This window comes from Spirosoma aerophilum (genome assembly GCF_054782495.1).
Map to the genome: position 1 here is coordinate 135,717 of NZ_BAAGSJ010000040.1, position 12,901 is coordinate 148,617.

General features: G+C 50.1%; 12 protein-coding genes. 9 read left to right on the plus strand and 3 right to left on the minus strand.

Going from position 1 to position 12,901, the window contains the following annotated elements:
- Nucleotides 1-267 precede the first annotated feature (267 nt).
- The gene (locus ACYVK4_RS32085; RefSeq protein WP_461131673.1) at nt 268-1,518 is read right to left on the minus strand and encodes a hypothetical protein; all 1,251 of its coding nucleotides are present in this window, start codon (nt 1,516-1,518) and stop codon (nt 268-270) included.
- Between the two features lie 193 nt (nt 1,519-1,711).
- On the opposite strand from ACYVK4_RS32085, the gene ACYVK4_RS32090 reads away from it, so the two are divergent.
- Together ACYVK4_RS32090 and ACYVK4_RS32095 are read left to right on the plus strand one after the other, a co-directional pair.
- A complete protein-coding gene (locus ACYVK4_RS32090) occupies nt 1,712-2,341 on the plus strand; it encodes a DUF305 domain-containing protein (RefSeq protein ID WP_461131674.1) in 630 nt (209 codons plus the stop codon).
- Between the two features lie 31 nt (nt 2,342-2,372).
- On the plus strand, nt 2,373-2,960 hold the full coding sequence (locus tag ACYVK4_RS32095; RefSeq protein WP_461131675.1) for a DUF305 domain-containing protein: 588 nt from the start codon (nt 2,373-2,375) through the stop codon (nt 2,958-2,960).
- 92 nt (nt 2,961-3,052) lie between these two features.
- On the opposite strand, the gene ACYVK4_RS32100 is transcribed toward ACYVK4_RS32095, so the two are convergent.
- Entirely contained in the window at nt 3,053-3,280 is a 228-nt protein-coding gene (locus ACYVK4_RS32100) for a hypothetical protein (protein ID WP_012931094.1), read from the minus strand.
- A gap of 592 nt (nt 3,281-3,872) precedes the next feature.
- Between ACYVK4_RS32100 and ACYVK4_RS32105 the strand changes: the two genes are divergently transcribed.
- From ACYVK4_RS32105 to ACYVK4_RS32135, 7 genes are all read left to right on the plus strand, one after another.
- Nucleotides 3,873-4,637 carry a hypothetical protein gene (locus tag ACYVK4_RS32105; RefSeq protein WP_461131676.1) on the plus strand — a complete coding sequence of 255 codons (765 nt, stop codon included), beginning with the start codon at nt 3,873-3,875 and terminating at the stop codon, nt 4,635-4,637.
- Between the two features lie 103 nt (nt 4,638-4,740).
- The gene (locus ACYVK4_RS32110; RefSeq protein ID WP_461131677.1) at nt 4,741-5,274 is read left to right on the plus strand and encodes a hypothetical protein; all 534 of its coding nucleotides are present in this window, start codon (nt 4,741-4,743) and stop codon (nt 5,272-5,274) included.
- Nucleotides 5,275-5,315: 41 nt separating this feature from the next.
- A complete protein-coding gene (locus ACYVK4_RS32115; RefSeq protein WP_461131678.1) occupies nt 5,316-7,376 on the plus strand; it encodes a 2Fe-2S iron-sulfur cluster-binding protein in 2,061 nt (686 codons plus the stop codon).
- A 5-nt stretch (nt 7,377-7,381) separates the two neighbouring features.
- Nucleotides 7,382-8,143 (plus strand): hypothetical protein, encoded by a 762-nt coding sequence (locus ACYVK4_RS32120; RefSeq protein ID WP_461131679.1) that lies wholly within the window; start codon nt 7,382-7,384, stop codon nt 8,141-8,143.
- Entirely contained in the window at nt 8,131-8,931 is an 801-nt protein-coding gene (locus ACYVK4_RS32125) for a cytochrome c3 family protein (protein ID WP_461131680.1), read from the plus strand. The genes ACYVK4_RS32120 and ACYVK4_RS32125 overlap by 13 nt, the downstream gene beginning before the upstream one ends.
- A 50-nt stretch (nt 8,932-8,981) precedes the next feature.
- Nucleotides 8,982-9,401 (plus strand): hypothetical protein, encoded by a 420-nt coding sequence (locus tag ACYVK4_RS32130; RefSeq protein ID WP_461131681.1) that lies wholly within the window; start codon nt 8,982-8,984, stop codon nt 9,399-9,401.
- A gap of 192 nt (nt 9,402-9,593) precedes the next feature.
- A complete protein-coding gene (locus ACYVK4_RS32135) occupies nt 9,594-9,929 on the plus strand; it encodes a DUF6799 domain-containing protein (protein ID WP_012931087.1) in 336 nt (111 codons plus the stop codon).
- A 114-nt stretch (nt 9,930-10,043) separates the two neighbouring features.
- Here the strand turns inward: ACYVK4_RS32135 and ACYVK4_RS32140 are convergent, their stop codons facing one another.
- The gene (locus ACYVK4_RS32140; protein ID WP_461131682.1) at nt 10,044-12,884 is read right to left on the minus strand and encodes a multicopper oxidase domain-containing protein; all 2,841 of its coding nucleotides are present in this window, start codon (nt 12,882-12,884) and stop codon (nt 10,044-10,046) included.
- Nucleotides 12,885-12,901 lie beyond the last annotated feature (17 nt).

Genomic DNA, 12,901 nt, shown 5'->3' on the forward strand with positions numbered 1-12,901 from the left:
GACAGGGCTTGTTTTGTTCATAGGAATCGCTCCTTCCTGAGACAACTCTATCTTCATTTATCGGCTTAAAGAAACGGGCGTTTCAAGAAACGCTTTCCTAATAGTTATTCTGGGCTTACTATTGGCATACCCAAACAAAAAGGCCGCGCAGCCACGGCGGCAAAATTCCGACCACAGCGGTGGGTCCCATGTTTCTAAAAGATAAATGTTGTTATTTAACACAAGAAAGGCGTAAAGGCGTGCTGAAATAATCACTCAATTATGCATTTACACAGAGCGGGCAATCTTCTCCAACACCCGGTGGCTATCACCAAACTTGCATAGCGCATCACAATGAGTCCGAAGCTCAGACATGAGCATGTAGCGAATTGGCGTGTTTGTCTGCTTAATTGACGGGCGGGTTAGTTGAATTTCTACCTCTTTCCTGCGACTATCAGGAACCACTAAATACAACGCAGTGGCATGGTCGGGTAATGAACAGATTAAATCCGTCAATCGTAGTATACCGGAATAAATGGACGTGCTTTTCTCAACCTCGAAGGCACAGATAATTCGTCCGGTACCTTTTTCTAACCAGACAATGTCAATTAGGCTGATCGTCTGGCTCGTTTCAGCTGAGACGGGTAGGGGAGGTAGAGCAGGTAAACTCAGGAAGGAAAACGAATGTCCGTTATAGTGACGGGACATGTCATTTCGTGCAGCGGCCACGTCATACCCCAGCGCCCGACCAATGGTTAGCAGGTGATACTGCATCTCGCTGTGCGTATGTTCTTCCTGTTGTTCATCAACCACACCTTTGTGGCGTTTTTCTATCTGTTTCTGAAGCTTTTCCCGATCAACGGCCGGTTGATCGGCCAGTCCCGGTACCAGCAGGTTACCCGCTCCAACCTCAAATAACAAACCCGCCAGGGCACCCAGGTCGTTTGACAGCACAGACCGATACTCGTTGTTTACCGTCAGCATCTTTTCACGGATGGCCAGGTATTCCGACCACGATCCTAGTTTCCGACGCTCATTAAAGAGTCGGTTATAGCCATTAATGATCGCCGTATTAAAAGGGAGGACCCAGGTTGGATGCAGAAAATAAAGAATACTGGCTACGGCCGGCCCTAGACCTTTGATCTTGTGCGCATCCAGTTTGTGAATTTCGTTGACGATGGTTTCGGGTTTGGTGGCCTTCAGGCAGCATTCCAGAAACTGGCCGAAGTATCGCTTGTGGTCCTGATTCTCATAAATATCTGGAATACGCAGCTTTGGTTTCCAGTAGAAAGGATGCGACGCGCCTTCAAATACCTGTTTCTGCTCGGTGATGCAGGTGAGCACAAACTCAAGAGAACTGCCTTTGAAATCGTTGGGAAACGAACCGTCTTTAATGTCACTGATGACTTGTAAGACGCCACGCCGGATCGAGCGAAAGGCTTTCAGACGGTCTTCATTGTGCAGAAACCAATTTTGGTAAATCAGATTCGGGTTTTGTTTGTAGTCGTCAACCAGGCGGGTAAAGGAGTCAGCAAGCATGATAGGGGGTAAAGCAATAAGTCAGGTGACTAAGGTGATGGATGAAAGGCAGATAAACAAGTGACCGTAACTAATTCAAATGACATTAACTTAATGAGATCCGTAAATTCTATAAGTCTACAGGGGTAATCTTGTAAAAACTCAGATCAATAACCACAAGTTATGTAGAGGAACAAACGCATATCTCAACGCAATGAAAAGTAACGTATTTAAACTAGCTGGCTTCTTCGTATTGATGGGGGGAGCTATGACCGCCTGTACAAAAAATAGTGAGGGTATAACGCCACAGGAACATGATGCCAATGTGTATCAACAGATTAACCATCGTATGATGGCAGAGATGGACAAAATGACGGACACTAACGACCCTGACCATGATTTCTCAATGATGATGCGAATGCACCACCAGGGGGCCATTGATATGTCGAACGAGGAACTTAAATCAGGCGACAATCAGGCCATGAAGGCGATGGCGCAACAGGTAATTACTGCTCAAACTGCGGAAATCAGCCAGTTTGCTCAATTTTTACAAGGCCATACGCCGGTTCCCATTGCGGCCGGACCCACCTACAATGCCGAGGAAATGGAGTCGATGATGAAAATGATGCGGGCGCAGGATGTCCGTATTCTTACGGGTGACTCGGATGTGGACTACGCCCAGCTTTTGATCGACCACCATCAAAGTGCCTTGGAAATGGCGATGTCAGAGCTTAAATATGGCGATGATGCCCAGATCCGGCAGATGGCTACAAAAATCATCGAGGATCAAAAGAAAGAAATTGGTACGCTACAAGACTGGCTGAAAGCCAATAAAAATTACTAACCAATACAGTTTCAAACCAACGTTTATGGCAATGAAAGGAAATCTGATAAGTGCCGCCGTATTGACCACAGTACTGGCTTTTACTGAGCCTATGTTTGCTCAAAGTGGCCAATCATCAGCCAGCAATGCAATGATGAAATCGATGCAATCGGGTATGACCAAGATGATGGGCATGAAAATGACCGGCGACTCCGATCATGATTTTGCCATGATGCTCAAGATGCACCACCAGTCAGCGGTCGATATGTCAGATATGGAAGTCAAGCAGGGCAAGAATGCACAGGTAAAGGCTCTGGGGACCAAAATCAAGACCAACAATCAGAAGGAGATTAAGGAACTTGACCAGTTTCTGAGCAGTCATAAACCTATGTCGGGGTCTTCGAAGTTAGGTCAGCAGGGTATGGAGATTATGCACAGCGGCAAGCACTCGATGAACGGCAACGTGGATCATGACTATGCCAGCATGATGGCCCAGCACCACCAGCAGGGCATTGATATGGCCCGTGTATTCCTGAAGGAAGGGAAGTCGGAAAAGATGAAGATAATGGCAAATAACGTTATCAAGGTGCAGACTAAAGAGATGGCCGAGCTTAAGAAGCTGGAAGTCAACCTGCACTAGCGAATAACGCTTGTTGAAACAGAAAATGCCCCGATTAACTTCTGCAAGCTAATCGGGGCATTTTCTGTTTAATGTAATAGCCAACAAGTTGACTACGAGTCTTTCTTCATCTTCATTTTACTGTGGTCCATACCTTTCATTTTACTATGGTCCATGCCTTTCATGTCGCCGGACATACCATCCATTTTCATTTTGCTATGATCCATCTTTTTAGCTGACTTCGCTGACTTTTTGGGTGCCTTTGTCTGTTTGGCATCTTGGGCAATAACCCCACCGAACAGGAGCAGTGAGAGAGTAAGGGTAATGAGTGAGTTTTTCATGATCAGTTGAGCTTTCCGTCGCTCACGTGAGCCGACATTTTAAAAACAGCGGATCGGGTGAATAGTTTACTTGCCGCCTGTACGGGAGGAAAAGCGGGCAAGGCCCCTAAAAATAATACTTGTCTCAAAGGCAGTATATGGATATTTTGTTGATATTCAGGAAGTTCTATAACGATTTCGCCGAATCTTACAAGCCCCGTTACTACCCGTTTGCGCGGAAGCCGCGTTCTTAGCGTATAGCCCTTAGTCGGCCACCTATAAACTCAGACGATTATGAACGATTCATTCTTCTCCGGTTGCGAACAATAGTCGCTCGGCTGCCTGCAACCCGCCCCAGCAAAAGCGGGGCTTCACCTGAAAGCCATTGTCAGATAGGTCCGGTGGTCTGGTGTAGACCATCAATAGCTGCCAAACATTCTGGTACTAAACCATCAACGTATGGACGCCTGACCTTACTAAGTTAAGCAAGGTGATGTACCGATAACCCCGACCATATCAAGAATCAGGTCAACGACTGACCAAGGTCATTGGATGTGCATCCGCCTATGCGTTGCTTTATCCTGTGACTAAATCAATATAAACACAAACGATTATGAACAATACATTTTTAACAATCATCAGCCACCGCTCATCCGGTCTGGGCAAACTCATCCTGAACAAGCGAAGCCTTACGTTGAAAATAGGCTTAATGGGCTTGTTACTGCTCGCATTTGTGGCGGTCTTCGCTACGGGCAACAACCTTGAGCGGGGTATCAATACGGACACGAAAACCAATGCTGTCGCTCTGTTAACGGCGCAACGGGTGGTTGACGACGGCATGGACATGGTTCATCAGGGTATGGACGTGGTAAAGTCCGGCAAAAAAATGATGGATAAAGGCAAAGCCACCAAGGATAAACACATGATGGAACGGGGGATGAAACTGATAAACATGGGCATGGACATGATGGCCATGGGTCAGGAGATGATGACCGATGCAAAGAGCAAAATGTCTGGCAAAAAAGGGGCTGACATGGACATGAACACAATGGGCAAAGACAAATCCATAACCGACAAAGGCATGGGTGCTATGGGCAAAGATAAAGCCGCAACCGATAAGGGCATGGCGGACGATAACATGGACATGATGGACAAGGGCATGGGCATGATGGATAAGGGCAAAGGAATGGCCGACAAAGGGATGGGTATGATGGACGATGATATGATGGATAAGGGTATGGACATGATGGACAAAGGCATGACAATGACGGACATGTGTTGCGGAGACAAGATAAAGAAAGCACCCATGAAAAAATACCCGATGAAAAAAGGCAAAGCCCCAATGAAGAAGGCTCCGATGATGGACGATGATATGTGATCTGAGCTGTCCAGAAACTGGGATATAGTCACGCAATACCTCACTGCCAAGGCGTAAAGTATAGACAGTAAAATCTACTTAATCATCAGCAATCCAAAGAGTTATGAAAAAAATAATCATGCCGATGCTACACGTCAGCATCATGTGTCTGTTCCTCGTCACGTTTGCGTCGGTTTTCGTCGCGGGCTGCTATACGAAAAAAAATGTCAGCGGGGACACTAGCGCCGATTCCGTGGCCCAGGCAGCCGGGCAGCCGAGCAATGATGGGGGTATGAACCAATTCCATCAGGGTATGGATATGGTCACTTCTGGCAAAAAGATCATAGATGAAGGTCAGGACGCCAACGATAAACCAACCATAAAAAAGGGGCTGGAAGTCATGGCAAAAGGGCTGGACAAAATGGATAAGAGTAAAGAATCAATAAAAAAAGAGCAGGGTACGCTGGCCGATAGAACTATGACCAACGATGATATTTCCTTAATGGACATGGGTGTGGCCCTGATGAATAAGGGTAAAGATATGGCCGATAAAGGAATTGAAATGAACACGATGGACAAAGGCATGACCATGATGGACGAAGGCATGGACATGGTGGATAAAGGCATGGGATTGACCCGGAAATGTTGCGGAAATTAAGGGGACTGTACTCTACACAACAACCGATAAAATCCATGTGTATGACGTATCATCGAAGCGGCATTTCAATTCTGTCGATAACAGTCATGCTACTGGCAGGTGTATCGGTCACCAAGGCGCAAAGCGAGCATGAAAAGCACCATCCGCAGGCCTCAGCCGCGCCGATGTCTGGAACAGCAACCGCCATGTCGTCAGTAACTATTGCGCCCGATTCGGGCGGGGCTCCAGGGGGGATGGCAGGTGGTGGCAAAGGGGGGATTGGTGGCAGTGGGATGGATGACGGAGCCAAAGGGGGGATGATGGCCGAAATGGGGGATATGATGAAGGGGATGGGCAAGGCTCCCCCAATGGCACCCTATCCAACCCTGATGCAGATGCCGGACCTGATCCCCGAAAAACGTGACGAAATCAAACAGGCATCCGATGCCTGGATCAGCGAAGGGAACGCACAAATGGCTTCTGGCCTGCGAAAACTATCGGATGCCGTACAGTCCCGAAATCAGGATTTGGACATTAAACGGGCCGCTACCGAAGAAATTCGGCAAGGTCAACGGCTGCTCGAAAGCGGATTTTCCGCGCAACGGGCCTTGGCCGAAAACGAAGACCCGCGCACGATGGCACAGCAGTGGTTCAACCAGACTATGGGACTCGCGTCCACCAATCAGCCGGAGAAACTACCGGGGTTTGGTGGGCTGTCGTGGTTTCACTACGTTATCATGCTGATGCTGGTGGCGTTTGCCGTCACGATGATCTGGCTGTATTTTCAGAAGATGAAACGCGCTAACGCGCTCGTTGAAAAATTGGGCGGCAACCCGAACGAGTCGATATCACCTCCGGGCGGTGCCAAGCCCGATGCTGCGGCACCCACGGGTGGCTCACTACCTGCCGCACCTAGACCATCTGCGGCAAAACCCGAACCGGCTGATGCGGTCATCCCTGCGCCTGCGTCTCCCGCGCCCGTTGCTCAACCGGGTGCCGCGCCCAATCCCGACAATACGCCCTCGAAACCAAATTCGTTTTCGGGTACGTTGCTGGTGTCCGAAATTTTTCAGGAAACCCCCAACGTCAAGACCTTCCGACTGACCGATCCGGGGGGCGGCAGACTGCCGTTCAATTACCTGCCGGGGCAGTTTATCACCTTATCGGTAACACCAAACGGCATCCCCCTCAAACGATCCTATACCATTGCTTCCTCGCCTACGCACCGGGATTACTGCGAAATCACCGTCAAGCAGGAAGAATTTGGCACCGTATCGCGGTATCTGGATATGGAGGTTCACACCGGCGAATTGCTGCAAGTCACCGGGCCGTCAGGCAAATTTATATTTACTGAAACACACGCTAAAAGTGCGGTGTTCATTGGCGGTGGTGTCGGGTTAACGCCCATGATGAGTGCCACCCGCTATTTAACCGATCGCTCCTGGAAAGGGGAAATTTATTTTTTCTTTTCCTGTAGGGACGAGGACAGCATTATTTTCCGGGAAGAACTGGTATACCTGCAAAAGAGGTACTCCAATTTACACGTCTTTTTTGTGCTCAGCCGACAGCAAGGCGGGGCCAGTGTTGAGTTCATACCCGGTCATCTTACCAAAGAACTATTGGCTGAACGGGTGCCGAATATTGTCTCCCGCATGATCCACATTTGTGGACCAAAGTCATTGATGGATGCGGTAACGTTAATGTTGAAAGCGCTGAACGTACCGAAAGAGAATGTTATGCAAGAGGTATTTGCAGGTCCGCCACCGGTCGACAAGGCTCCGTTACCGACAACCGATGCACCTGTAAAAGCGCCGGACGGTGAAGAATCAGAACAACCAGCTGCACCTGAAACACGCGCCAATACGGCGGTCGTCACCTTTGCTAAATCGAACAAAACGGCCCTGCTGACCCCGGACAAATCGATACTGGAAGCGTCGGAAGACATTGGCGTAAACATCGACTATTCGTGCCGGGTGGGGACGTGCGGGATTTGCAAGGTCAAGCTGTTGTCAGGCAACGTGACGATGGCAGTTCAGGACGCGCTGACCGATGAGGACAAAGCACAGCAAATCATCCTGGCGTGCCAGGCTAAAGTAACCGCACCCGTCTCAGTAGACGCCTGAACCCCATGAAAAACGAACGAACTATTATCGGTGGGCTGCTTGCCTTTCAGCTTGTACTGTGGCTAGGCTTCCTGTTTCATCATTCACCGCGCTTCCCTGGTAGTCTGACGGGCGGAGTTCTAGCTGTGTTAGGCGCGTTGCTGATGATTTTACCGCCCCTGATCTATTCTGCCGTGAAGCGGATTGAGGGGGTTAAGCAATTCGTCACGAAGCGCGTATCGCTCGGTACCCTGCTGACGGGGCACGTCTATACGGGTATCATCGGCTCGATTCTGGCGATTCTGCATACGGGCCACCATTTTCAAAACAACCTCGGTATCTGGCTGACGGCCATGATGCTGCTAACGGTATTCAGTGGCTTCGTCGGGCGGTATTACCTGGCGTATGCGTCGATGGAAGTGCGCGAGAAAAAAGACCTGCTCAATAGTCTGGCCACCGAGTATAACCAACTAACAGCGGCAATGGCACAGCCGCAGAACGCCGACATGGCCTACGTGGCCTCCCATGATGTTGTGGGCCGCGACTTGAACAGTTTTTGGGGAACCGAGCCTGCGGTGGTTGACCTAAATGCCCCGCTCAAACTCCGCGCCGAGCGGCTGACCGAATCAATCGCCGATCTCGAATACGCCATAGCGACGCACGATATCCTGAAACGACGCATGACCTACTGGCTCGTCGCCCATATTGCCACGTCGAGTGCCTTTTATATACTGCTCGTTTTCCACATCTGGTCAGCGATTTATTTCGGACTGCGATGGTTCAACTAAAAGGGCAAACCTGGTTGTTGATGCTGGCCGGGCTGGTGTTTGCGGTAGCCGTTTTCTACGCATTCCGACAGCCCAACAGCAAGCCCATAAACGTCAACTGGCAGAGTCAGGTGAGTCCGGGTCACCTCTCGGCGGCTCACGCGCAATTTGCCACCAACTGTGCCGCCTGCCACACGCCGGTGATGGGCATTAACGAAGCGAAATGTATTAGTTGCCACGCCGACAACAAAGAATTGCTGGGTCGGCAGCCAACCGCCTTTCACGCGACCATCGGCAACTGCGTGTCCTGCCACATGGAGCATCTGGGGGTGAACGCAAACCTGCGCGTGATGAACCACGAAGCCTTAGCCAAAATCGGTGGGAAGTTGTTTGCGGGCGGAACGAAGATGCCTAACCAGGCCGCTAAAGCCCAGTTGCCCGCCAATCACCCGCTACTGTCATCCCTCGAAGCCGAACTGAAATGCGCTAGTTGCCATAACCCCAAAGCCCCGCCCCATTTCGGTTTGTTCGGCCCGGACTGCGCGTCGTGCCATGCCGCTACGGAGTGGACGATTTCGGCGTTTCAGCATCCATCCCCCCGCTCAACGGAGTGCGTTCAGTGCCATCAGGCCCCGCCAAGCCACTATATGATGCACTTCGAGATGGTTGATAAAACGGTGGTGGCCGGGGGGAGCAGCGGGCAGATTGAGGGGTGCTGCGGAGGGGTTGACGTGACACAGTGCTACAAATGCCACCAAACGACCTTTTGGAACGACATCAAAGGCGTGGGTTTTTACAAGCATCATTGACGTACCGATGGAATCAGATTGTATCAAAGTAAATTAGCCAAATCACCACAATGACGCTCAAACCATACTCAGCGAGTGTTCTATCAGTGGCGGGATTCATTCTGTCGGGCATGGGTTTGTACTTTATTATCCTTCGGCCTCCTTTATTGCCTGAGGACCTGCACTACATGGGAACATCTGTGCAGACAGTGAAACAGCATTTACCTATGCTTCCATCTTGGTTGCAAAAGGTTTTTTGGGTACTGGGCGGTCACCTGTTTACCACCGGGTTGTTGACTGTTTTTATGGCCCGCACTTCGTTTCGTACTCGCTCACCTGGGGTCGTTACCATTACTATGCTAGCAGGGTTGAGTTCAATTGGCTGGATGACGATTGTCAATTTTATAATTGGTTCAGACTTCATGTGGCTCCTGCTGAGCTTCACATTTCCCTGGGTAGTAGCGTTGGTTCTCTACCGTCTGCGTATATAGTCGAGTTACAACGTCAGGGCGTATATTTTTATGTGAACTCTTGAGGTGTCCCTATAATCAAGATGTAGCTGGCTCAGCCGACCAATGACCGAAGTTAACTGGTTGCTAAAAAAAGCTGATGAGCCGGTCAATCCCAAAATATTCCGTTTAAAATGAAATATCAATAATTTAACAACCAATCAATCTTTTACTATGAAAAACTCTCTTGGCGTACTCGCCTTCCTGTTGCTGGCCGGACTCGGCGACGCGGCCCAGGCCCAGACTACCCCCAAACACAAAGCCCATGCTGCTGTCAAACCAGCCCATGAGGATTACATGGTGATGAAGGGCGGCAAAATGATGATGATGCAACACGGCAAACTGTCGCCTATGACGATGAACATGACCATGAGCGACGGCACCCTCTGCATGACCGATGGCACCTGCAAGGCTAAAGACGGCACGGTTACAAAGATGAAAGAAGGTGACCATTGCATGATGAAAAACGGCAAAATGATGGTACATCCCGGCACCAGCAAAATGCCCTGACGGACAAACTGATCCAGTTGACCCACGGTCATAACCTAACACAAAAGGGGGTAGCTAGTAAATAGCTACCCCCTTTTGTCATCCGCTTAATTTGCTACCGACGCGACAGTCCGTTCAGAAATTGTAACCCAGCCCACCACCAACTGTTTTGTACCGGGTATCGTAATCGGTGTGCAGAAACAGATTTTTGGTGACGGTGTACTGTAGCTCAACATGCGCCCGCACATAACTCCCCACTAACCACTGCGTTTGATACTGGAAATCCAGGCGGGGAAACAACATTTGCTGGCCGTTTAGCTGGAAACGGACGTTACCGCGTGTATCGAGTTTTACTTCGGACTGAATCAAAAACGGCAACATATACCGAATACCCGCCACAGCCCGGACGATACGCCGGTCGGTAACGACCCCATCTTCGGGCCGTACCCGGCGCAAAAACTCTTCATTCCCGCCGTCAATCCCGGCAAACACCCGCAACCAATCGCCGAGATAGCGTTCATAGTCCAAGTCGAACTCGAACCGATTTGTGCGCCAGTCGTGGTCTCCCCCGGCAACGATGGCGTTTTTGTTAGTAGAGACATTTAGACTAAAATAGTTGATCGGATAACCGGGTTGCAGGAAGCCCCAGACAAACGGCTGATTATCGCGCATGTCGCGCAGGTGAAGTTTTTGAATAGCAGCAATGGATGAGTCCGGTTTGTCGCCATAGCTAACCACGCGGGCCATTCCGCTGAGCATGTGATACAGTAGGTGACAGTGAAAAAACCAGTCTTTCTCGTCATCAGCCATAAACTCAATCGTGACGTTTTCCATGGGCGATACGTTCACCGTATGCTTCAGGGGTGAATACTGACCCTGCCCGTTCAGTACGCGGAAGTAATGACCATGCAGGTGAATCGGGTGCATCATCATGGTATTGTTCGTCATACGGATACGCACAATTTCGCCCCGCCGAATCTGAATCATATCCGCACGGGACAGTGGTTGTCCGTTGAAGCCCCAGATGTAGCGGAACATATTGCCCGACAGGGTGAGCGGTATTTCGCGGATAGGGCGATTCGCCGGAAAGACAATCGGTTCGGGAGACTTGAGAACGCTGTAGTCGATGGTATTCTGCTCGTCCATCATATTCATCCCTTCCATACCCCCGCCCCCACTGCTCATTCCTTTCATCCCGGCCATATCGCCAGTTTTACTGTCCATGTTCATTTTGCTGTGATCCATGCCAGCCATGTCATCCGGCTTTTTGCTGTCCGTTTTCGTAGTGGGCATCGAATCCATTTTCATGGCCATGTTACTATGATCCATGCCCCGGTCCGCCGACGCGGGCATGGAGGAGTGGTCCATCTGTTCATGGTCCATCCCCGTCATGTCCATCTTACCATCTTTGGCCGTTTTCATGCCGTCCCTGTTCATGCCACTGTGATCCATCCCAGCCATTGATCCAACCGCTTTTGACGGCTTTGAGGCCTTTTTTTTCGGAGTCGGCTGCTTGGCAGACGGCTTTTCACCCATATCCATCTGGCTGTGGTCCATCCCGGCCATCGGATCCTGCTTTTTCGGTTTGACGGGTACGGCCTGTGCTGGCTTAGTCTGTCCCATCTGCATCTGACTATGGTCCATGTTCCCCATGGTTGGTTCTTTGGTGCCCGGTTTTGCCGAATTTACGGGTTGTTGGCTAGCCCCATGATTCATCCCGGCCATATCGTGCATCATGGGGCCGTTCATGTCGGAGTTAGTCTGAGCAGTTGTGTCGGTTTTGCCCATGTTCATCGTACCCATGCCCACCCCCCCCATTCGACTCATGTTGGCGGTTAATTTATACAGATCGGGGCGGGGGATAGTGGGGGCGTACTTCGCCTTACCCTTTCCCAGCAAAGCCGTTGCGTAACCAGAACCGTCTTGTGCCGTCGCCCGTACTTCAAAAGCGCCACCGTTTGGGACAGTGACAATAAAGTCATAGGTCTCAGCAATGGCAATTAGCCGCCGGTCAACGTCCACCGGTTGAACATCCAGACCATCGGCAGCAATCAACTTCATGGGACCACCGGCATAATTAACGTGAAAATAGGTGGACGCACTGGCGTTGATAACCCGAAGCCGAACGGTTTGACCTGCTTTGATTTCCGGGTATCGAACCGTGTCTTTTCCATTTACCAGGAACCGGTCGTAGTAAACGTCGGAAATATCCATCGGTGCCATTTTCATCATCGACTGCCGCAGGTACGCCCCCACGGCCTTGTGCTGAATAATGCGGTTGAGCGATTGGACATTGTTTTTTTTGATCGAGTACCATTCGTTGCGCCGTTTCAGGTTTTTCAGGATATGGGCCGGATTTTCATCCGTCCAATCCGACAATAGTAACACCAAATCATGATCTACTTTGTGAGTGGGCTGCTGAGGTTGAATGGCAATCGAGCCGTATACGCCAATCTGCTCCTGATAGCGCGTGTGGGAGTGAAACCAGTACGTACCTGACTGAACGAGGGGGTACTCAAACGTGTAGGTGTCGCCCGCTTGAATAGGGGGGGTATTCAAATACGAAACACCATCCTGTTTGTTGGGGAGCAGGATGCCGTGCCAGTGCAGTGAGGTTTCTGTTTTCAGTTTGTTATGAACCCGGATAACGGCTACATCACCTTCTGTAAACCGCATGGTGGGTCCGGGAATTCCACCGTTTATGGTCATGGCCTTTTTGGGTTTGCCCGTAATATTAACCGTCTGTTCATCAATGATCAGATCATACGGTACCCGTTTCCCTGTCGGCTTTACGTTCGCCAACGCCTGTGGCCGCGACACTGGTAAACTTGTTTTGACAGCTGGGAAGTTAGACTTGTCAGGATTGTGAGGTTGCTCAGCCGACCGATTGGCATCGGGCATTGTGTGCTGTTGATGTTGTCCATTGCTGGCCGTAAACACCAGAACAAGACAAGTGATGAGAAAAAAACGTTTCATAATCAGTGCTTTCGAAT